The organism is Falsihalocynthiibacter sp. BN13B15, from assembly GCF_041205415.1.
GTDB lineage: Bacteria > Pseudomonadota > Alphaproteobacteria > Rhodobacterales > Rhodobacteraceae > Falsihalocynthiibacter > Falsihalocynthiibacter arcticus.
Genome location: NZ_JBGFCE010000004.1, coordinates 282,461 through 304,130, shown reverse-complemented (window position 1 = coordinate 304,130; position 21,670 = coordinate 282,461). Strand labels below are relative to the sequence as shown.

The window sequence follows — 21,670 nt, the reverse complement described above, 5'->3', positions numbered from 1 at the left end:
TCTCTCCCTTTTTAGACGAATAGATGTGCGGTCGCATTGAAAATATAGCCGATCAGGACAATCCCCACGGTGACGATGCCGACAAACACTGCCATCAGGGGCAGTTTTACTACCCGTTTAAGCATGATCATCGACGGTAAAGACAGCGCTGTAACGGCCATCATGAAAGTCAGCGCTGTGCCCAACCCAACGCCCTTTTGCACCAAGGCTTCCGCGATGGGTAGCGTGCCAAAAATATCGGCGTACATCGGAATGCCAGCGAATGTCGCGACCAAAACCGACCACCACTTATCCTGCCCTAGCAGGGCTGAAATGAAGGTTTCCGGAATCCAGTTGTGGATGGCCGCGCCGATACCGACGCCGATCAAAACATAGATCCAAACACGGTGCACAATTTCGATAACTTGATCCGCGGCGTAGCGCAGTCGTTCACGACGGCTTATTGTGCCGTTGTTATCATGGTCGCTGACGGGGCTTTGATAGACAAAGGCCTCAACCTGATTTTCCAGCTTGAGATAGCCGATCAGGGTTCCACCAAGAACGGCCAGTACCAACCCAATCGCTACATAAGCCAATGCGATACTCCAGTTGAAAATACTGGCTAGGAGTATCACCGAGGCCAGATCGACCAGTGGCGAGGAAATCAGAAACGAGAAAGTTACGGCTAGCGGCAGGCCCGCGCTCGTAAAACCAATAAAAAGCGGGATGGAGGAACAGGAGCAAAATGGCGTGATGGTTCCAAGCAAAGCCGCCATAACATTGGCCCCAAGACCTTGCCGCTGCCCAAGAATGCGGCGGGTGCGTTCCGGAGGAAAATAGCTTTGCACATAGGAAATGCTGAAGATCAGAACCGAGAGCAGAATGAATATTTTAATAACATCGTAGATGAAGAAGTGAACGCTTCCCCCTATCTGGCTCGCGGGATTTAGGCCAAAACCTTCGCGCACCAGTAACGTGACCAAATCCGAAAGCCATTGCATGCGCAGTAGCTGGTCGTTCAGCCAGATCAAGACATCACGCATTCATTAGACCCCAAAAAAAGACACTGAGAAAGTCCGCCATCATGGAGGAAGCGTATTGAACCCGATACGAATTGACTTTGATTTCAATCAACCCAAATCAATTTGCGACAATGTGTCCAACTTCTTGAAGGTCTTTGCAGGCATGGACATGACATTCCAATTCAAGTGTGATGTGGGACAGTCCAAACCCGTCGCGCAAAGCGTCCTTAACTGCAAGTTTCACGCGGTCTGCTTCGGTCCAGACGCCAGCCTTAATCACAATATGCGCGTCCACAGCTGACTCGTGTTCCTGCATTTGCCACAGATGCAGATGATGCACGTCCTCCACGCCCGATACCGCGCGTATGGCTTTTAAAATCGCGCGCGTATCAAGATCAGGAGGGCTGCCGAGCATCAAGATACGCACCGCGCCGCCGATTTCAGTCACAGATTGCCAAAGGATATAGCCCGCAATTACCAGCGTAATAAGCGGGTCAATCAGCCGCCAATCATACAATATGATCACGGTGCCCGCGATGATGACCGCAACGGATCCAAGGGCATCAGCGACATTGTGGAGGAACGCCGCGCGAATATTCATGCTTTGTTTTGACAACGCGTAGGTCAGAAGAGCGGTGGCAGCATCAACTAAAAGCGCAAAAAACGCGATGACAACTACCAGCCACCCGTCAACGCTGGCAGGATTGAAAAGCCGCGCCACAGCCTCATAGGTCAGATATAATCCGAGCAGGATGAGGGTCGTGTAGTTGATCAAAGCTGCCACAATTTCCGCACGGCCATAGCCAAACGTCATCGTGTCGTCGGCGGGCCTTTGCGCGATCTTGCGTGCCACAAAAGCGAGAATAAGCGAGAGTGCATCCGACATATTGTGAATTGCATCTGCAATCAACGCCAAACTACCAGACAAAATGCCACCGATAATCTGCACGACTGTCAGCAGAATATTGACCGTAATGGCCCAGAAAATCCGCGTATTCCCAGAGTTGGGGTCAATATGATGATGATGTCCTGACAGCTTGAATTCTCCTCTACTGTTCGATTCCCTTAGGCCTAGCATGTCTGCGGTCAGCCGTCAGTGAGTGTGCCAAACTTTTCTGGCTCGGTACGACAAAGTGGAATTTTTGAGTGAAAAAGCGAAAATGGGCGTAACTTGGGGCTAGCATCAATCTATTTTGCAACTACAAGTGCCACCTCGCATCTTGTAAAGAGGTGGCACTTCTTGACAAAATCAAGCGACAATATTCCAGACAATCCCCGCTGCAAACGCGCCCGTCATGGCGATCCCGAGGTAGGCCACAAACACGCGCGGCTTGACTAAGGCCCAGACGGCGAGGGCCGCAGGGATGCAGCTTACCCCCCCAGCGATCGCGAAGGACATGGCCGCGCCGTTGCTCATGCCTTGTTCCAAAAGCGCGTGGATGAGGGGCACGGCGGCGAAACCGTTGAGATAAGCTGGTGCTCCGATCAAAGCGCCGAGCGCGATAGGTTTGAGACCTTCGCCACCAAGGAAGCTCGCGATGGTTTCGGCCGGAACATAGCTCAACATCAGGGCTTCGATCAAATACGCAAGCAACAACCATTTCCCCAAAAATAGCGCATTTTCGACCACGGTTTGGCGAAATGCTGTCCGTCTTGGCGCTTCTTTCCAGAATTTCCAAACGGGCTTGCCATCAAAAGGAGAGGGGCCGCAACCACAGCCCGAGGATTGGACCGCTTTGCGCAACGGGTTTGCGAATACGGCGCTTTTGGCAAAGAGTTTTACGGTGAAGCCGCCCATGATCCCCAGGCTGATGGCGGCGATCCCTTTGGCAAAGGCAAATTCCCATCCAAGGGTGCCCGCCGTCACCAAAAACATGGCGGGATCCATCAAGGGAGAGGCCAGCCAAAAGGCCATAACCGCCGAAAGTGGTGCGCCGAGCGCCAAAAGGGCTGCTATAAAAGGAATTACTTCGCAGGAACAAAACGGTGATAAGCCCCCAAGGGCCGCCGCCATAAAGATCATCCGAACTTCGCGCCCTTCAAAGGCTCGCGCCAACAGGGCTTCGGCGCCAGAGGCCTTGAGATATCCCACCATCAGCACAGCAAAAACGATAAAAACGCCCGTGTGAAGGATGGCAGACCCGGCAAAGCTCAGAGTCGGGAAAAATTGTGCAGGATCGAACAGAGCGACGAGCAATGGGATGATGAGGATCGCCACCCACGCCATGTCGAGGCGTTTCCAGAGGGGCGCATTTGGGGAAGGTGTATGCGAATGGGTGTGTGTTGTTTCAGACATGGCTGTGCTCGTGGTCTGTAGAGGGGCAATCGGCGCAACATTCGCGCAAGAGATAGTCGGCAAGCTTTTGCATCTCGGAATAGGCCGCAGCAGCACAAATAACGCTGCGCCCCTTTTTCTCCTGCGTTACAAGGCCCGCTTGGGTGAGTATTTTCAGGTGGTGCGTTAGGGTGGAGCCCGTTACGCCACTGCGTTCGCCCAAGGTGCCAATCGTTGCGCCTTCCGGTCCTGCGCGCACTAAACAGCGTAAAACTTCAAGGCGTTGCTCGCTTCCAAGGGCCGCAAAGCTAGAGGCGGCCACGTGAATATCGAGCGGAGAATCGGGATTTGCATTAGTTGTTTTCATATTTCTATAATTGTAGAAATATAGAAGTTAGTCAAGCCCCTTGAAGCCGCGCATAAATTGGGAAAAACTAACGTATGACTGGCACCCTCCAAGATTTAGACCGCAATATCCGAGGCTGTGTACTGTGCGAGGAGCGCTTTTCGCAAACCTCAACAGCCCATAAACCACGTCCAATTATTTGGTTGAATGGTCGCGCCCCGATTTTGATTGCCGGCCAAGCACCAGGAGCACGGGTTTATAAAAGCGGTATCCCATTTGATGATCCCTCGGGCGAACGCTTGCGAGACTGGATGGGGGTGGAACGCGAAATGTTTTATGACCGCACGCAAGTTTCCATCCTCCCTATGGCGTTTTGCTTTCCGGGGTATGACCAAAAAGGGAGCGATCTTCCACCGCCTGCCGTGTGTCGCAAAACGTGGCATCTTGACATTTTGCAACATTTATCGCCCCGATTAACTCTTTTGGTGGGTGGTTACGCCCATAAATACCACCTTGGGGCCGCAAATGGCGCGAGCGTCTCGGCGACAGTTCAAGATTGGCGCAGTCATGCGCCGCACGTGTTTCCCTTGCCACATCCGTCGTGGCGCAATACTGGCTGGATCAAGAAAAACCCGTGGTTTGAGGCTGACCTTCTTCCGGCCCTGCGCGCGCGTGTTCATGAGGTGCTAAATGAAAACTGAGACTCCCCTCGACGTGGCCTATGCCGCTATGCTGTCCACCCCCGAAAGCGATACCGCGCGGTTGCCGTATTTTGAGCGCCTTGCTGATAGTGAGTTGTTCCTATTGCTTGAAAGGGAAGCGGATGCAGACAAAATCTCACCTGAGCTGTTTGAAACCGAGGAGGGGCGTTTTGTTTTGGCCTTTGATCGTGAGGAACGTCTGGTAGATTTCACCGGACACGCGGCTCCCTATGTGGCGCTCTCGGGGCGGATCATCGCGCATATGGTTGTGGAGCAGGGGATCGGGCTTGGCGTTAATCTGGGGGTTGAGGGGGGCGAAAACCTTCTAGATTCAGAGGCACTTGGCTGGCTTTTGCAAACGCTCGATCACAAGCCAGAAGAGGTTGAGGACGTGCCGCAAGAGCTTAACCCGCCCAAAGGTTTGCCGGATGTGTTGCTCGGCGCGTTAGATCGAAAACTTCCCTCTGCCGTTGGCCTTGCGACCTCCGCGCATTTGGCCGCAGTGACTTATAAATCTGGGCGGCGTGGGCATCTTTTGGCGTTTTTAGACGCAAAGCTCGGGGCCGAAGAAGCGCTGGCGAATGCCGTGAGCGAAGCCCTGACCTTCTCTGGCATTGAGGCGGGGGAGTTGGATGTCGTGTTTGTGGGGCGTGACGACGAGTTGACGGCGCCCTTGTTGCGGGTCGCCTTGAGCTTTGATCTGCCACAACCCGAACGGGCCGAAGCTGTTGAAATCGCGGCCCCAGGGTCCGACCCTAGCAAGCCGCCAATTCTACGTTAGTAGCCCGCAGTGCGGTCCACGAGGAAGAGAAACTCTTGCCCCGCCTCGCCACGTTTGATGTTGTCGGCGATGATTTCACTCGCGGTATCGGCGCGGGTTTCTGAGGCGATATGGGGGGTGATGGTGACGTTTGGATGCGCCCAATAGGGGTGGTCCGAGGGCAGAGGTTCAACCCAAAACACATCAAGCGTCGCATGCGCGACCTGCCCATTTGAGAGGGCACTTAACAGCGCGTTGTCATCAATCAGTGCGCCGCGACCCGGATTAATAATGACCGCTCCTTTGGGCAAAAGTGCCAGAGCCTCGGCATTGACTATTTTTTCAGTTTGTGGGGTGTGGGGCAGGAGAAGGACGAGAATTTCAGCCTCTGAGAGCAAGGCTTTTAAGCCCGCGTCCCCCGAGAAACTGGTAATTCCGTCAATGTCCTTGGGGCGGCGGCTCCAGCCCAATACATTGAAATTTAGGGCGGCAAGACTACGCGCACAATCTTGGCCAAGCGCGCCAAGCCCCAAAATTCCAACAGTTCGATTTCGCGCCAAAGGTGGAACACTTTGTTTCCAGTCCAAAGGTTTAGCCTGAATATAGGTATCCATTCCGAGATGGTGACGCAGCACATGCCCGCAAACATACTCGCGCATACCTTCGGTAAGGCCGGTGTCAACCATGCGGGCCAGCGGGATGTTGAGGGTAGGATTTCTCGTCAGATTCTCTACTCCAGCCCAGAGGTTAAGAACGGCTTTCGCACCCGTGAACGGGGTGAAATCCGAAACCGGACCATTGGGCGCAAAAACCAGATAGTCCACACTCGCGGGGTCTTCAAATTCGCAGCGTAAATCCACATCCAAACCAGCTTTCTGGAAGCTTGATTTAAGGGCGTCCTTATAAAAACCCCACCGCTCAGGTTTCGCGGAAAAGAGTACATTAATCATGGGGAATCCTATCTCGGACGGTGGATATGGGCGCTTTGGACGAGGCCAAATGCGGCGAGCAAAACGATCATCGCAGATCCGCCGTAGGAAACCAAGGGCAGGGGGACGCCGACCACAGGGGCAAGGCCCATTACCATCGACATATTCACAGCAAAATACAGAAAGAAGGCGGCAGAAATTCCGAGAGTGAGCAGCGATGCAAATCGGTCTTTGTTTTGGAAGGCCGATACCATGCAAAATATAATGATGAGCAAATAGATACTAAGGAGGGAAAAACCGCCAATAAAGCCGAATTCCTCGGCGAGAGTCGTGAAAATAAAATCGGTGTGTTTTTCGGGGAGGAAGTTTAGGCGGCTTTGGGTGCCCTGCATAAAGCCACGCCCCGTCCATCCCCCCGACCCAAAAGCGATTTTGGATTGTGTGATGTGATATCCCGCACCAGAGGGGTCAAATGAAGGGTCGATAAACGTGTCAATCCGACGGTATTGATAGTCCTTAAGGAATTGCCAAGGCGTTCCGCGCACCTTAAAAACTGCAGTGACTGCGCCCACAACAAGGGCGATTACCGCGCCGAAATACCACCAGCTGACCCCCGCCAAAAACATCACGATTGCCCCACCCGTGACCAGTAGGATCGACGTGCCCAAGTCGGGTTGTCGCAATACCAAAGCCGTTGGGACTGCGATTACTAAGAGCGGGAAAAGTACCCACAAGGGATGTGAGGTTTTCTTAATATCGAGCCAGTCGTAGTAGGCAGCGAGCAGCATCACGAGGGAGATTTTCATCAGTTCGGATGGTTGCAGGCGCATGAAACCAAGATCAATCCAGCGTTGCGATCCTTTGCTTTCATCGCCGATTAAATCCACCACAACAAGCAAAACAAGCGTACCAATATAGGCCACCGTCGCGATGTTGCGCCAAAACCAAATCGGCGTCATTGCGATTGCAAACATAAGCACGATACCAAGGCCAAACCGTTTTATTTGCGGCTCAGCCCATGGGAACATGGAACCACCAGCCACTGAATAAAGCATCATAAATCCGACACAGCACACCGTAGCTAGCAACAGCAAAAGAGGCCAGTTGAAATAGAGGATTTTGCGAAAACCCCGTGGCGTCGTTTTGACGTTATACTCAAGATAACTCATACTGGATCTTGCTCAGCTTCGAGTTGGTTGGGGTCGAGGGCTTGGATACGAAGTTGTTGGGTGCGGATGGTGGCGCGGTCGTTGCTGGGATAGGCTTCGAGCGGGGGCGTGCCGCCATAAAGAGCCTGCAACGCAATGTCACGCAGGATCGGAGCGGCCGTCGACGACCCGCCACCGCCGTGTTCAACCACAACAGAAATCGCGTATTTTGGCGTTTCATATGGGGCGAACCCCGTAAACAACGCGTGGTCGCGTTTGTCCCACTCGACATCGGCATTGCGCACAATACTGTTTCCCGACTGGGACGTGCCAGATTTCCCCGCAATGCGCATGGAATCCTCGACAATCCGCGACCCATACCCCGTGCCGCCGGATTCGTTTGAAACGGCGAACATGGCTTTTCGTACCGCCCGCAAATGGTTTTCATTGATCCCCATATCCGTGCCGCCAAGTTCGGGTTGTTTGATCCCATCCAGCGATGCAATCATCCGAGGTTCTACGGATTTTCCGGTGGCCAAACGTGCTGACATGACGGCCACTTGAAGCGGGGTGGCAAGGACGAGGCCCTGTCCGATCGAGACGTTCAAACTGTCGCCAATGACCCACTCTTTGCCAAGTTCCTCGCGTTTCCACGCTTTGTCCGGTGCCACACCAGCCGAAACCGCTGACATTGGGATGTCAAATTTTTTGCCGTACCCAAGACGACGTGCCATTGCGGCAATGTTGTCGATCCCGACACGCTGTGCGACTTCGTAGTAATACACGTCACAGGACATTTTTAGGGAGTTGTGAAGATTCACATTCCCGTGCCCTGCGCGTTTCCAACAGTGAAACCGACGCCCGCCAACTTCAACATAGCCTCGACAGCGGATTGTTTCTTGGGGAGTGATGACGCCTGCCTCTAGGGCGGCAAGAGCCGTCACCATTTTGAAGGTCGATCCGGGAGGGTAGCGGTCTTGTACGGTTTTACTCGCGAGGGGGCGATAGGGGTCTTGGGTGAGGGTTGAATAATCCTTCACTGAGATCCCTTTTACAAACAGGTTCGGATCAAAGGAAGGTGCCGAAGCGCAGGCCACCACGTCACCATTCTCAACATCGATCACAATTGCCGAGGCACTCAGCCCTTCCATTCGCGCTAAGCAATACTTCTGAAGGTTCGCGTCCAACGTCAGTTGAATCGCCTTGCCCGCTTGGCCCTCTTCGCGGTCAATTTCGCGAATAATACGTCCCGTAGCGTTGACTTCTACCCGTTTTACACCCGCTGATCCGCGCAAGGTTTTCTCGGTTTTTGCTTCTGTTCCGAATTTTCCGATCTGGAAACGAGGGATGCGCAGCAAGGGATCTCCGTCATCTATGCGTTGCAAATCATAGTCGCTCACGGGCCCAACATATCCAACCACATGGGCGAAATCCGCGCCATAGGGGTAGGCGCGCGAGAGGCCAACTTCGGGCGTGATCCCCGGCAAGGCGGGCGCGTTCACGGCGATTTTGGCGAAGGCTTCCCACGAGAGGCGGTCCGCGATTGTAACGGGCGCGGATGGTCCCGCATTGCGCAACTCTTTTTTAATCCGCGCGATATCACTGGGCGTCAGGACAACGATGTGGGACAGCCGCTCCAACACAACATCCAAATCGCGGCTGTCTTCCTTACGCACCACCACGCGATAGTTTTGCTGGTTTTGCGCAATGACGTTGCCGTTGCGGTCATAGATCAGCCCGCGTGCGGGGGCCAAAAGGTGCATGTTGACGCGGTTTTCTTCTGCGAGGTTGCGGAACTGGTCTGCTTGATCCACTTGCAATTGCCGCATCCGCAGAACCAAAAGCCCCATGAAACCAACCTGACTCGCTCCCAGAATAAGGCCACGCCGCGTGATTTTGCGCGCGCTTTCCTCTGTATCTTTTGGAGGCCGCCTCATGACGACCTCCCTTTGGATTCCGCAAGTTTACCGGTTGTGCCAAGAAGGGTGAGCCATCCCAAAAGGACGGTAAAAACCGGATACAGCAAAACAGTGCCGATTAAGTGTTGAAGGCTGAGACCGAGTGTTGAGAGGTCGATTGCGACAATGAACAACGTGAACCGATAGCCCAAAAGTACCGCGCAAATGACACTCGCAACCAGCGCCCATTCGACGAAAAACGGCAACTCGCTATTTACGCGCGCGCGGCTGCGCAAAAATTCGGCCCCAATCACAACATAGGCCGTCAGCAACCCCGGGGGGCGCAAAAGAAAGAGGTCAAGAATAATAAAAACACCCGCGATAAGCCCAATCGGAATGGTCTTCGGTCGGCGCATTACAAGAACATAGGTCAAACAGAGTATCACATCAGGTCCAGCCCAACTTGAGGGGGCAGTTGAAAGGGGTAACAGATGCAAGAATAGGGCAATTCCAGCAATGCCTACATATAGGATCACATAAACCCAATTGCCAGTTTCCGAGTGCTCACTCACTGATCGCGACCTCCGGCAGGGGAAGTTCTGGCTCAACGAGAGGAGGTAGAAGCGCCTCTCCATTGGGCAAAATGAGCGTGCCGTTCTCCATCAACGAATGGATTGTACCGCTGCGCAAGACGCGCAAAAACTCGAGCCGCTCATTGTCAGCGGCGAGTCGCACTCGCAAGCGGCGATCCGGTCCGAGCGCGAGTTGCCCCACCAAAAGCCCCGCTGGGAAAACGTTACCATCGCCCGAAGTGACGACTTGATCGCCCGGACGGACAAGCTCTGGGCTCTCGACAAATTCCAAAAGCGGCGCGATTGAGTTGTCGCCATTGAGCAAGGCGCGTTGCCCTGAGGGTTGAATGGTGACGGGAATCGAACTGTTGCTATCGGTCAAAAGAATGACGCGCGATGTGTCCTTCCCGACGCCAGAAATTCGCCCGACAAGGCCAATGCCGTCCATTGTCGCCCAGCCATCATGAATCCCGTCGCGCGACCCAACATTCAACAAAACCGACTGGCGAAACGGGCTGCCACTGTCGGCCAAAACCACGCCGGTGACGTGGGTCAATTTGGGATCAAGACGCACATTGTTTAAATCAAGCAAGCGGGCATTCTTCTGTTCCAGTTGCAGCGCGGCTTCTTTCCAAGCTTTCATTTGTTGTAATTCTCGGCGCAACTCTTGGTTTTGCTCGTATATTTTAGTGTAGCTTTGGAAATCCTCGATCATGTTGCTCGCGGCCGTAACTGGTGCCATTGCCCACGAAAAACTCGGAATAATTGTGTCAATAAATTGAGCGCGAAATCGCTCCATCCGTGGGTTGTCGATCCGCCAAATCAGAAAGAGCACCAGAAGCAGAACAACCATAATCCCGACCAGAATGCGTCTGATCGGGCGGGTGTAGTATTCTGATGCATTTCTATCCATTACAGCGGTGCCCCCCAAGGGAATTTAGCTGTCGTAATCAATGACGTGGCGGAGTTGCTTCTCGTATTCTAGGGCTTTGCCCGTTCCCAAAGCCACACAGTTTAGACTCTCGTCTGCGACCGAAACCGCGAGGCCAGTTTGCTCGCGCAAGGCTAGATCAAGTTCACCCAAAAGCGCGCCGCCGCCTGTAAGCATAACGCCCCGATCCACAATATCCGCCGCCAAATCTGGAGGGGTTGCTTCGAGCGCGGTCATCACGGCTTCACAGATTTGCTGCACGGGTTCGGCGAGGGCTTCGGCGACCTGCGCTTGGTTGATTTCAATTTCTTTTGGAACACCATTCAAAAGGTCACGCCCCCGAATCTTCATGCTTAACCCACGCCCGTCGTCGGGCATCCGCGCCGTACCTATGGAGGTTTTGATCCGTTCTGCCGTCGCTTCGCCGATCAGGAGGTTCTGCTGGCGACGTAGGTAGTTGATGATCGCTTCGTCCATACGGTCGCCGCCGACGCGCACCGAGCGCGCATAGACGATATCGCCCAAGGAAAGCACGGCCACCTCGGTCGTACCGCCGCCAATATCGACAACCATGTTGCCAGTTGGATCCGTGATCGGCATCCCCGCACCAATGGCCGCAGCAATGGGTTCGGCGATCAAGCCCGCACGGCGCGCGCCTGCCGACAAAACAGATTGGCGAATGGCGCGTTTTTCAACAGGGGTCGCACCATGGGGCACACAGACGATAATCTTGGGTTTGCTAAACATCGTGCGCCGGTGGACCTTGCGGATGAAGTGTTTAATCATCTCTTCGGCAACGTCAAAATCGGCAATGACACCCTCGCGCATCGGGCGGATGGCCTCAATGCTTCCGGGGGTGCGACCAAGCATCAGTTTTGCGTCTTCTCCGACGGCCAAAACCTGTTTGCGCCCGTCTTTGACGTGATAGGCCACAACCGAGGGTTCGTTCAGAATAATGCCTTTGCCTTTGACATAGACAAGCGTGTTCGCTGTGCCGAGGTCGATTGCCATATCTGTTGAAAACAGTCCGAAAAAACCTGCCATGAAGTTGTGTCCTAAATTGAGTCCGTTCCAGCCCGCGAGTCGCGGACTCAAAAGGCTTACCTGTTATAGGCGTTCATGGTTTATGGGGTAAAGGGCGCATTATAGTTCATTTGGCGGGTTCTTGCCGCTTATACATTTGCAACATTTGGGCCCGAACACTGGCGTCAAAATGCTGTAAAATTTCACATATCCAACAATCCGCAAATTTTCTCATCTCGTTTGACAGAAAAAGGGTACAGAAAAACGACTTTCTGTACCCCAAGCTAGAACTAATTTTAGGCGCGATCTTTGTAGTTGACCGATTTCACGTCCTCGTTCGGCACAGATTTCTCGCGGCGAACGATCAGACGGTTGAGCGCGTTGACATAGGCTTTGACGCTCGCGACGACCGTATCGGTGTCCGCAGACTGGCCTATGGAAATCCGGCCATCCTCTTCCATCCGCACAGAGACAGTTGCTTGTGCATCCGTGCCCTCGGTCACCGCATGCACTTGGTACAGTTGCAAACGCGCGGAATGAGGGAACAGAGCTTTGACAGCATTGAACGACGCGTCAACAGGACCATCCCCAGTGGCAGTTACTGCCTTATCTTCGCCGTCGATTGTGAGGGTCAGGGCTGCTTCTTGTGGGCCTTCTGTGCCGCAAACCACACGCAGGGATTTCACCTTGATGCGGTCATTCTGCTCTGTGGCGTCGCTGTCGCGCATCAGGGCGATCAAGTCATCCTCAAAGATTTCTTTCTTGCGATCCGCCAATTCCTTGAACCGGACGAAAACGTCCTTCAGTTGATTGTCGGCCAATTCAAAACCGAGGTCAGCCAACTTCGAGCGCAACGCGGCACGGCCTGAGTGTTTGCCCATAACAAGATTGGTTTCGGTCAAACCCACGTCCTCGGGGCGCATGATCTCGAAGGTTTCGGCGTTTTTCAACATGCCGTCTTGGTGGATGCCGCTCTCGTGGGCGAAAGCGTTCTTGCCAACAATGGCTTTGTTGTATTGCACAGCAAAGCCAGAAACGGCGGCGACGCGGCGCGAAATTTGCATGATCTTTTTGGTATCGATGCGGGTTTGATAGGGCATGATGTCATTGCGGACTTTGAGCGCCATCACGACTTCTTCTAACGCAGTATTCCCAGCGCGTTCGCCCAGTCCATTGATGGTGCACTCGACTTGACGCGCGCCCGCTTCGACGGCCGCCAAAGAGTTCGCCGTCGCCATGCCAAGATCGTTGTGGCAATGCGTGGCAAAAATGACCTCATCCGCACCTGGAACATTTTCCAGCAAACGGCGGATGATTTCCGCACTTTCGCGCGGGGCGGTATAGCCGACGGTGTCGGGAATGTTGATCGTTGTTGCGCCTGCCTTGATCGCGATTTCTACTACGCGGAACAGGTAGTCCTCTTCGGTGCGGGTGGCATCCATCGGCGACCATTGCACATTGTCACACAGGTTGCGCGCATAGGTGACAGTGTCGTGAATCCGTTCGGCCATCTCGTCTTTGTTCAAGTTCGGGATCGCGCGATGCAGGGGCGACGTACCGATAAACGTGTGGATGCGGGGGCGTGCCGCGTGTTTGACGGCTTCCCAGCAACGATCAATGTCTTTGAAGTTGGCACGCGCCAATCCGCAAATCACCGATTGTTTGGCAAGACGTGAAATCTCGCTCACGGCGGCGAAGTCACCTTCGGACGCAATGGGGAAGCCCGCTTCAATGATGTCTACGCCCATATCGTCGAGCATCTCAGCGATTTCCAACTTTTCGGTGTTGGTCATGGTCGCGCCAGGGCTTTGTTCGCCGTCACGCAAAGTGGTGTCAAAAATCAAGACTTGGTCTTGTTTGGATTTATCTGTCATGTGTGAAATCTTTCGTCGTTCTTAGCTGTCTGGAAAGAAGCGTATCGCTTCGGTGCATGGCGCGTGTCCTCCCCTGAGCGTTCGCGCCAAACAGGCACGCTCAGAGGCAGCTAAGAAGGAGGAGGGCACGGAGTCCAAGCGCACGGCCCAAAACGGGCGCGTCTGCGATAATGGAAATATGTGCGTTTGCGTTCATAGGGGGATCATAGCCGCCAAGTGACGAAAGGGAAGAGCAATTCTGAAAAAATATCCGGAGACCGTTTATTCGGATGCGGGGGCCTCGGTAGGTGTGTCGGTCGCGGGGGCAACGTCTTTTGGCGTGAAGGCCCCGTTCGTCCATTCGCCCGCTTGTTCTTGTCCTGAAGCAAAGGCCATTGTGCCCTTGCCGTGGCGTTTGCCGCTAGCAAAGTTCCCCGTGTACACATCACCGTTGGCATAGGTCGTCACGCCTTGGCCATGCATCACGCCATCCGCCCAAGACCCAAAGTATTTAAATCCGTCCGGCATCGTGATTTCGCCAATACCCGCGCGTTTGTTGTCTAGAAATTCGCCTGTATAAACAGAGCCATCAGCGTATTTGACCGTGCCATCACCAGAGCGTTTTCCCGCTTTCCAGCCGCCAATATATTCATAGCCGCTTGGGTAAGTCATTTTGCCGGTCCCATCGTATTGTGCGTCAACAAAGCCGCCCTCATAGATTAGACCATTTGACTGGGCCGCGCGGCCCTCGCCTTGAATGACACCTTTGCTCCAACCGCCGTCATAGGACCCACCGTCAGAATACTTGATACTTCCGTTGCCATGCGGCAGGCCGTCTAGAAAGCCGCCAGTGTAAACAGATCCGTCGGGATACGTAATTTCGCCCTTGCCCTCGATTTTCCCTGCACGCCACGCACCCGTGTAACGATAGCCCTCAGATCCCGTAAAGGTACCAAGGCCTTCGCGATTATCCGCCTTAAAGGTGCCCACAAACGTGTCGCCGTTTGCATAGGCCACACTTCCTTCGCCCTCGCGCGCTCCGGCCACAAATGTACCCGTGTAGACATCGCCATTGGCTTGCGTCAGAACACCTTCGCCGTGAAATTGATCGTTCTGCCAAGTGCCCGTATAGACAAGCCCGTCGGCCATCGTAAGAGTGCCTAGCCCCGCGCGCAGACCTTCAGAAAGAAGTCCCTCGTAGATCGCACCATCGGGGTAGTTGATTTTGCCCATGCCGTGTTTTGCGCCGTCTTGCCATTCGCCCGCGTAAACATACCCGTTGGGGCTTTGCATGGTGCCGACGCCGTGGTGCAACGCGTTTTTCAAACCGCCCTGAAAGGTCACCCCGTTGGCATATTCAACCACGCCATTACCGGTGATTTCGCCATCAACCCAGTCGCCTTCATAGGTACCGCCATCGGCAAAAGTGATTTTGCCAAATCCATTTGGGCGGCCTTTAGAGAAATTACCTTCGTAAACCGATCCACCGGGGAATTGCGCAATCCCAAGACCACGGATTTCGCCCTCAAACCACTCTCCGTCGTAAACATAGCCGTTGGGGAGGGTATAATGCCCGCGACCGTGCTGTTTTCCATCAACGAAAGTGCCCTCATAGAGACCTCCATTTGAATATTCCTTGGCGGCTTCCTCCTGCCCAAAGGCAAGTGTGGGGACGAGGCCCACAACAAGGACCGCCGCGCAAAGGAGGGCGGTTGAGGCTCCGAAAATGTCGGAAAAAATGGGCTGAAATTTTTTAACGGTTGTCGCGTAGGGCACAGCTAATCCTCTTGGGTGGCAGGATATTCCATTGGTCATCCCAAGGGATTACCAAGCGATAGCTTAGGCGAGGCTGCATCAGGGGGCAATGCGTTTTGCAACACTCTTAACCCGAAAGCCAGATGCGGGTCTTTCCCTCGCGGTCGCACAGGGGTAAACAACCTCTATTACTCGCAAAAAGCAGGACTGGCCCGTGACATTTCGTTTGACCCTCGCGCAACTTAATCCAACTGTCGGGGCCATAGCCGCCAACATTCAAAAAGCCCGTGATGCATGGGAAATCGCCCGTGAAGCTAAGGCGCACATGCTGGCACTGCCTGAGATGTTCGCGGTGGGCTATCAGACCCAAGACTTAGTGCGGAAACCCGCGTTTTACCTGCACGCAATGCAGGCGATTGAGGGCTTGGCGGAAAGCTGCGCAGAGGGTCCGGCGATTGGCATTGGCGGGCCTTATTTTGACGGCACGAATCTGTTCAACGCCTATTATATCCTCGAACAGGGTAGAATTGCGCATCGGGTCCTCAAGAGTCACCTGCCGAACGAGACAGTGTTCGACGAAGTGCGAATCTTTGAACCCGCACGCGAGAATAGGCCATATAAAATTGGCCCGATGACTATCGGTAGTCCGATTTGCGAAGACAGTTGGCACGCGGGTGTTGCGGAAAGCTTGGCCGGGCAGGGGGCCGAAATTACCCTCGTGCCCAATGGTTCGCCCTATTATCGCAACAAGTTTCCGACGCGCCTAAAGCACATGCGCGCGCGGGTGGCGGCGACGGGCACGCCGTTAATCTATCTTAACATGGTTGGTGGCCAAGACGATCAGGTCTTTGATGGCGGCACTTTCGTCGTCGATACGGATGGCCACGTTGTTGATTGTATGCCTGTGTTTTCCGAAGAAATTCGCCACATTGATTTTGTGAATACCGATGGTCAGTGGAACGTTGCGAAGGGGCAAGTTTCGAAGCATCCGGATGAATGGGAACAGGATTATCACGCGATGGTTCTGTCGCTGCGCGATTACATGTCCAAGACCGGTTTTAAGAAAATCTTGCTAGGTATGTCTGGCGGAATTGACAGTGCGATTGTGGCGACAATCGCCGTAGATGCGCTTGGCCCACAGAACGTACGTTGTGTCATGTTGCCGAGTGAATATACGTCACAGGGCTCGCTTGACGACGCCAAAGAAGCAGCTGAAAATCTGGGCTGCCATTATGATTTTGTCCCCATCGCGCAAGGTCGTGCCGCCATAACAGAGACCTTAGCGCCGCTGTTCCAAGGCTTTGAGGCGGGCCTTGCCGAAGAGAATATCCAATCGCGTTTGCGTGGGCTTTTACTGATGGCCATGTCGAATAAATTTGGCGAAATGCTTTTGACAACGGGCAATAAATCCGAGGTCGCCGTAGGATATGCCACGATCTATGGTGATATGGCTGGTGGATATAACCCCATAAAAGATATGTATAAAACGCGTGTGTTTGAGCAATGCCGTTGGCGCAACGCCCAGCACCGTGACTGGATGATGGGGCCCAAAGGCGCGGTCATTCCCGTGTCTATTATCGATAAGCCACCAAGCGCGGAATTGCGACCTGATCAAAAAGACGAAGACAGCTTGCCGCCCTATGAAGTGCTCGATGCGATCTTAACAGGGCTGGTGGACAACGACCTCTCTGTCGCCGAAATCGTGGCTCAAGGTCATGCGCGCGAGACGGTTAAAAAAGTCGAACACCTGCTGTATATTTCCGAGTATAAACGCTTCCAATCCGCTCCGGGAACCCGCCTCACCAAGGGGGCTTTCTGGTTGGATCGACGCTACCCCATAGTGAACCGTTGGCGCGACGAAGGCTAAGCGGCATTTGCGAAAAGGGAGAGCATTATGGCCAATAAAACGCTACCCACCGATGTACCGGTTGACGATTTTTTGGCCGCCGTTCCCTCCCAGAAAAAAACGCGCCGACGCCGTTGAACTCGACGCACTTTTTCGGCGCGTGACGGGGTTTGATCCGGTGATGTGGGGCCCCAGTATTGTTGGTTATGGGCGGTATCATTACCAATACGAAAGTGGTCGCGAAGGTGATTTTTTGGCGACGGGGTTCTCACCGCGCAAGGCGAATTTCTCGATATATATTCTTCCGGGGTATGCCGATTTTAGCGATATTCTCGCAAGCCTCGGAAAATTTAAAATTGGAAAGTCCTGCCTTTATTTCAATAAGTTGGCGGATATAGATGTCGCGATTCTTGAGCGCCTAATCAGCGCGGGGTTGAAGGATTTAAATACCCGTTGGCCCCTTAACTCAAGTTAACGCGCAGGCTTCTCACTGATCCATAAATGGATCGTGCCCGTCACCACAGCCACCCCCTGCGTATCATGCGCCACCACGGTCACGTCCAAATTTCCCACTTTCCACGCTGATGGATCAACGCTTGCCGTGCAGGTCAAATCCGTATTCGCTTTTGCAGGGTATTCCAACGTCATACCCTTGGGAATCCACCGAAAATTCGCGGGAACCGAGGCTTCCGCCATAAAGCCCATCGCCATTTCCAGACCGTTTGCAATCGCAATCACATGCATTGTGCCAATATGGTTTTGGACCGCACGCCGTTTCTTGATCAGAATATCACAGCGATGAGGCTCAAGCCGCGTCACGAGGGGGCGGACGGTTTTGAAATACGGAGCCTTGCGGGCTGCGTAGGCCGAAAAAAGCTGCGCCCCATAAGGAAGCTTGAGAGCCTTTTTATACGTCCGCATAATGTATGTATCTGTCATGAGACCCCCGTTTTTTGATTCCAATGCCACATTTTGCATTGAATTGCGCCCCTAACGTTGGGTCGTTCGCTTGCTCAGACTAAAATTGCATCGTAGAAGGGACCAACCCTACTTAAAGGCAGTCCCATGACAACCACTCGTTTTGCTCCAAGCCCCACTGGCTATATCCACATTGGTAACCTGCGCACGGCGCTGTTTAACTTCATGATCGCACGGGCTGCGGGGGGAGAATTTATCCTTCGGATTGACGACACCGACCCAGAGCGCAGCAAGCAAGAATATGTGGATGCGCTCAAAGAAGATTTGACGTGGCTGGGCCTCACTTGGGACCGGACCGAACGCCAGTCCGCGCGGATTGATCGCTATGAAGAAGCGGCGCAGAAGTTGCGCGATGATGGTCGCCTTTACGAATGTTTCGAAACACCGGTAGAACTTGATCTAAAACGTAAAAAGCAACTCAACATGGGGAAACCCCCTGTGTATGATCGCTCGGCTTTGGCACTTTCGGAGGCGGAAAAAGACGCGCTTCGGGCGGAACGTGGCGGGCACTGGCGGTTTAAGCTCAAGCAAGAGCGCATCAACTGGAACGACGGTATCCTCGGCGATTTGTCTATCGACGCGGCGAGCGTTTCCGATCCGGTTTTGATCAAGGGCGACGGGCAGTTCCTTTATACTTTGGCGTCCGTTTGCGATGATGTTGATTACGGCGTGACCAACGTGGTGCGTGGCTCCGACCACGTGACCAATACCGCCACCCAAATCCAAATTATCGAGGCTTTGGGCGGCACCGTTCCAAGCTTTGCGCACCACTCCCTTTTGACGGGGCCACAGGGCGAAGCCTTGTCTAAGCGTTTGGGAACACTTTCCCTACGCGATATGCGCGCCGCGGGAATCGCACCGATGGCTATCCTGAGTTTGATGGCGCGGCTCGGGTCATCTGATCCGGTGGAATTGCGCAGTGAAATGAGCGATTTGATTGCCGGTTTCGATATTTCCAATTTTGGGGCCGCACCAACAAAATTCGACTCAGAAGACCTAAAACCTTTGACTGCCAAGCTCCTTGCCGAACAACCGTTCGAGAAAGTTGCGGATGCTATCGCGGCGCTGGGAGTGCCAGACGATATCGCGGCTGATTTCTGGGAGGCAATCCGTGAAAACATCGCCACCATGCGTGATCTGGCACCGTGGTGGGCCTTATTTAGCGAGGGTTGTGATCCCGTCATTGAAGCTGAGGATACGGAGTTTGTGCGCGAAGCCATGGCGTTGTTGCCCGACGGGCCGTTTGATCGTGACACATGGAGCGCTTGGACCACAGCCGTTAAGGAAGCAACGGGACGCAAAGGACGCGGATTGTTTATGCCATTACGCAAGGCACTGACTGGCATGGAACACGGTCCGGACATGAAAACAGTCCTTCCATTATTGCAGGTTATTCGCGCAAAATCCTAAACTCTGTGCGCCAGCGCAGAGTGACGTGTGAATTTTGGACGCTTTCTTTTGATTTCTGCGGCGGTATAGTCGCAGAAAATTGATCGGATTTTCAAATGTCGTCCCCTGCTGCTCAGGCCACCTTCCTTACAGGGAACTTGTTTCGTCATGTCACCGTAATGTCCGTTACGGCCAGTCTTGGGCTGATGGCGGTATTTTTGGTCGACTTTGTCGATATGATTTTCATCTCAATGCTAGGCAAGGCAGAACTAGCGGCGGCCGTGGGCTATGCAGGAGCGATTTTGTTTTTCACCAGTTCCTTTGGGATTGGCATGGCGATCGCTGCGGGGGCTTTGGTCTCACGGGCTTTAGGGTCTGGAGATGCTAATATGGCCAGCCGCCGCGCGGGGACGGCCTTGCTTTATGGTGTGATTTTAGGCGCCATTTTCGCCGCGATTGTTTGGTATTTCGTACCTGTTTTTGCAGCTTGGATGGGAGCCACGGGCGAGGTTCACGGGCTGACGGTCACCTATTTGCGGATCATCGTTCCGAGTCTCCCTTTCCTGATTGTTGGCATGGCTGGCGGTGCGGTTTTACGTGCGCATGGGGCGGCGCGTCACTCGATGATGGCCACGATCATGGGCGGCTTCGTTAACGCGATTTTGGACCCGATTTTGATCTTCGGGTTTGACCTTGAATTGACAGGGGCTGCAATGGCTTCAGTTGCCGCACGGGTTGCTATGGCGGCCTATGCATTGATCATGATTTACAAGCATCACGGGGGGCTGCAAAAGCCAACAAAAGTGGAATTTAGCGCCGATTTCCCCGCCCTCTTTCAAATTGCTATCCCAGCAGTCTTGACCCAACTTTCCACCCCCATCGGCCAAGCCTATGTGATTGCTAGCATGGCGGAATATGGAGAAGAGGCCGTGGCGGGAATGGCCGTTGTTTCGCGCCTTGTGCCCTTATCATTCGCGGTTATTTTTGCCCTGTCTGGTGCAATTGGACCGATCATCGGACAGAACTATGGGGCGGGATTGTTTGATCGCGTGCGCCAAGCTGTGAAAGACGGGTTGCTGTTTATTGCTATCTATACGGTGCTGGCAGCAGGCGTCCTTTTTGCTTTGCGTGGGCCGATTTTGGCATTGTTTAACGCAGACGGTTTGACGGCGGAATTGATCTTGTTGTTCTGTGGGCCGCTCGCATTGTTGTGGTTCTTTAACGGGGTGATTTTCGTGGCAAATGCGGCGTTCAATAATCTTGGGCACCCGTTCTACTCCACTTGGGTGAACTGGCTGCGCCACACGTTGGGAACGATCCCCTTTGTCCTGTTAGGGAGTGCTTGGTATGGTGCCAAAGGCATTCTGATCGGGCAAGCGCTCGGGGGAATTGTTTTTGCTATTGTCGCGCTGGTTCTCGTGCGAAAAGTAATTAGAAAAACCACAACGGGCGACGGGGGTATCGTGATCCAACCAGAACCGTTCGCACGTCAAGCGCGTCAGTTAAGCCTGCTGCGGTTTCATCGCTAGACGGGCTATGAAATCATCCACCAATGCTGTTTGATCTGGACTGAGAATGCGGGCGCGGGGGTATTGCGGCGTGGCGCGATCGTTCAGGATCGGAGTGTCCCAGCCATCGGTGGTCGCAAAAAACCTCGCGACGCCTTCCTCGCCATATTCAAGCAAAAAACCCTGAACCACGACATCCAGATAGCTCAAAAGTATCCTTGGGGCATGGGGCGATTGGAACGGGACTTGAAGAGGCACGGCATAGATCGCAATTTCGGGAGTGTGCGAAAGGGGATGCGCCACCGTGGTCGCGACGTGGCGATCATAACCGCTTTCGCGCTCGTCTAAGGCCTGCCAATTGGCGTTGGGAACTTCCGCAATTAGCCCGTCAATTTCGCTTGCCGCACAAGGGGTTGCTGTGAGCAAAGACACCGGATGATGCGGCGTATGCCGCCATGTGCGACGCCAGCCTGAGATTCGGGCCGTGTGGGCGTTTTCATACAAATGGGTCGATTTATTAACCAGCGAGCCATAGCCAAAAAAGAATGGATTTTTCATATCCCAGCATTTACGCAGTATGCGGCCGAATACAACCCCTTGTCGGATGCGCAATTCAACGGTATTAATTTGGCATCTCAGTGGGAGAATCTATGCAACGTTCGCGTTGCATAGTGCCGAAGGAGCAACCGCCCCGGTAAACTCTCAGGCATCAGGACCACGGGGATGTACGAAAACTCTGGAGAGTGGTCGCAAGGCC

The 21,670-nt window shown here is 53.8% G+C and carries 20 protein-coding genes and 1 riboswitch; of the genes, 6 read left to right on the top strand and 14 right to left on the bottom strand.

The features are described from left to right. Positions 1 to 11 precede the first annotated feature (11 nt). From AB9F26_RS09145 to AB9F26_RS09130, 4 genes are all read right to left on the bottom strand, one after another. The gene (locus AB9F26_RS09145) at positions 12 to 1,022 is read right to left on the bottom strand and encodes a permease (RefSeq protein WP_335586780.1); all 1,011 of its coding nucleotides are present in this window, start codon (positions 1,020 to 1,022) and stop codon (positions 12 to 14) included. A 97-nt stretch (positions 1,023 to 1,119) separates the two neighbouring features. Further along, complete coding sequence (locus tag AB9F26_RS09140) at positions 1,120 to 2,079, bottom strand: cation diffusion facilitator family transporter (protein WP_369767848.1); 960 nt, start codon at positions 2,077 to 2,079, stop codon at positions 1,120 to 1,122. 171 nt (positions 2,080 to 2,250) lie between these two features. Then, entirely contained in the window at positions 2,251 to 3,297 is a 1,047-nt protein-coding gene (locus AB9F26_RS09135; RefSeq protein WP_335586778.1) for a permease, read from the bottom strand. Continuing rightward, positions 3,290 to 3,643: a metalloregulator ArsR/SmtB family transcription factor gene (locus tag AB9F26_RS09130; RefSeq protein ID WP_335586777.1), complete on the bottom strand. Its 354-nt coding sequence runs from the start codon at positions 3,641 to 3,643 to the stop codon at positions 3,290 to 3,292. The genes AB9F26_RS09135 and AB9F26_RS09130 overlap by 8 nt, the downstream gene beginning before the upstream one ends. Before the next feature lie 74 nt (positions 3,644 to 3,717). Between AB9F26_RS09130 and AB9F26_RS09125 the strand changes: the two genes are divergently transcribed. Both AB9F26_RS09125 and AB9F26_RS09120 read left to right on the top strand, forming a co-directional pair. Beyond that, on the top strand, positions 3,718 to 4,323 hold the full coding sequence (locus tag AB9F26_RS09125) for a uracil-DNA glycosylase family protein (RefSeq protein ID WP_369767847.1): 606 nt from the start codon (positions 3,718 to 3,720) through the stop codon (positions 4,321 to 4,323). Next, a complete protein-coding gene (locus AB9F26_RS09120; protein ID WP_335585662.1) occupies positions 4,313 to 5,104 on the top strand; it encodes an SseB family protein in 792 nt (263 codons plus the stop codon). The genes AB9F26_RS09125 and AB9F26_RS09120 overlap by 11 nt, the downstream gene beginning before the upstream one ends. Here AB9F26_RS09120 and AB9F26_RS09115 read toward each other — a convergent pair. The 8 genes from AB9F26_RS09115 to AB9F26_RS09080 form a co-directional block, all read right to left on the bottom strand. Continuing rightward, positions 5,101 to 6,033, bottom strand: coding sequence for a 2-hydroxyacid dehydrogenase (locus AB9F26_RS09115; RefSeq protein WP_369767846.1), 933 nt, complete (start codon positions 6,031 to 6,033; stop codon positions 5,101 to 5,103). The genes AB9F26_RS09120 and AB9F26_RS09115 overlap by 4 nt on opposite strands. Before the next feature lie 8 nt (positions 6,034 to 6,041). Next, positions 6,042 to 7,181: a rod shape-determining protein RodA gene (gene rodA / locus AB9F26_RS09110; RefSeq protein ID WP_335585660.1), complete on the bottom strand. Its 1,140-nt coding sequence runs from the start codon at positions 7,179 to 7,181 to the stop codon at positions 6,042 to 6,044. Beyond that, on the bottom strand, positions 7,178 to 9,097 hold the full coding sequence (gene mrdA / locus AB9F26_RS09105) for a penicillin-binding protein 2 (RefSeq protein WP_369767845.1): 1,920 nt from the start codon (positions 9,095 to 9,097) through the stop codon (positions 7,178 to 7,180). The genes rodA and mrdA overlap by 4 nt, the downstream gene beginning before the upstream one ends. After that, positions 9,094 to 9,630 (bottom strand): rod shape-determining protein MreD, encoded by a 537-nt coding sequence (locus AB9F26_RS09100; protein ID WP_369767844.1) that lies wholly within the window; start codon positions 9,628 to 9,630, stop codon positions 9,094 to 9,096. The genes mrdA and AB9F26_RS09100 overlap by 4 nt, the downstream gene beginning before the upstream one ends. Next, positions 9,623 to 10,543 carry a rod shape-determining protein MreC gene (gene mreC / locus AB9F26_RS09095; protein ID WP_369767843.1) on the bottom strand — a complete coding sequence of 307 codons (921 nt, stop codon included), beginning with the start codon at positions 10,541 to 10,543 and terminating at the stop codon, positions 9,623 to 9,625. Before mreC ends, AB9F26_RS09100 begins: the two co-directional genes overlap by 8 nt. A 24-nt stretch (positions 10,544 to 10,567) precedes the next feature. Continuing rightward, positions 10,568 to 11,605, bottom strand: a complete 1,038-nt coding sequence (locus tag AB9F26_RS09090) for a rod shape-determining protein (protein WP_039004465.1) — start codon at positions 11,603 to 11,605, stop codon at positions 10,568 to 10,570. Positions 11,606 to 11,880: 275 nt separating this feature from the next. Then, complete coding sequence (locus AB9F26_RS09085; protein ID WP_335585656.1) at positions 11,881 to 13,458, bottom strand: 2-isopropylmalate synthase; 1,578 nt, start codon at positions 13,456 to 13,458, stop codon at positions 11,881 to 11,883. 261 nt (positions 13,459 to 13,719) lie between these two features. Then, positions 13,720 to 15,120, bottom strand: a complete 1,401-nt coding sequence (locus tag AB9F26_RS09080) for an MORN repeat-containing protein (RefSeq protein ID WP_369767931.1) — start codon at positions 15,118 to 15,120, stop codon at positions 13,720 to 13,722. Positions 15,121 to 15,406: 286 nt separating this feature from the next. Here AB9F26_RS09080 and AB9F26_RS09075 point away from each other — a divergent pair, with 286 nt between their 5' ends. Together AB9F26_RS09075 and AB9F26_RS09070 are read left to right on the top strand one after the other, a co-directional pair. Further along, positions 15,407 to 17,059, top strand: a complete 1,653-nt coding sequence (locus AB9F26_RS09075) for an NAD+ synthase (RefSeq protein ID WP_369757639.1) — start codon at positions 15,407 to 15,409, stop codon at positions 17,057 to 17,059. Positions 17,060 to 17,120: 61 nt separating this feature from the next. Further along, positions 17,121 to 17,513: a DUF1801 domain-containing protein gene (locus AB9F26_RS09070; protein ID WP_335585653.1), complete on the top strand. Its 393-nt coding sequence runs from the start codon at positions 17,121 to 17,123 to the stop codon at positions 17,511 to 17,513. Here AB9F26_RS09070 and AB9F26_RS09065 read toward each other — a convergent pair. Then, a complete protein-coding gene (locus AB9F26_RS09065; RefSeq protein ID WP_335585652.1) occupies positions 17,510 to 17,977 on the bottom strand; it encodes a hotdog fold domain-containing protein in 468 nt (155 codons plus the stop codon). The two genes, AB9F26_RS09070 and AB9F26_RS09065, sit on opposite strands and share 4 nt — an antisense overlap. Before the next feature lie 126 nt (positions 17,978 to 18,103). Between AB9F26_RS09065 and gltX the strand changes: the two genes are divergently transcribed. Together gltX and AB9F26_RS09055 are read left to right on the top strand one after the other, a co-directional pair. Beyond that, on the top strand, positions 18,104 to 19,426 hold the full coding sequence (gene gltX / locus AB9F26_RS09060; RefSeq protein ID WP_335585651.1) for a glutamate--tRNA ligase: 1,323 nt from the start codon (positions 18,104 to 18,106) through the stop codon (positions 19,424 to 19,426). 95 nt (positions 19,427 to 19,521) lie between these two features. Beyond that, a complete protein-coding gene (locus AB9F26_RS09055; protein WP_369767841.1) occupies positions 19,522 to 20,934 on the top strand; it encodes an MATE family efflux transporter in 1,413 nt (470 codons plus the stop codon). On the opposite strand, the gene AB9F26_RS09050 is transcribed toward AB9F26_RS09055, so the two are convergent. Next, positions 20,908 to 21,471 (bottom strand): gamma-glutamylcyclotransferase family protein, encoded by a 564-nt coding sequence (locus tag AB9F26_RS09050; RefSeq protein WP_335585649.1) that lies wholly within the window; start codon positions 21,469 to 21,471, stop codon positions 20,908 to 20,910. The two genes, AB9F26_RS09055 and AB9F26_RS09050, sit on opposite strands and share 27 nt — an antisense overlap. Before the next feature lie 71 nt (positions 21,472 to 21,542). Then, positions 21,543 to 21,641: riboswitch (glycine riboswitch) on the top strand. Positions 21,642 to 21,670 lie beyond the last annotated feature (29 nt).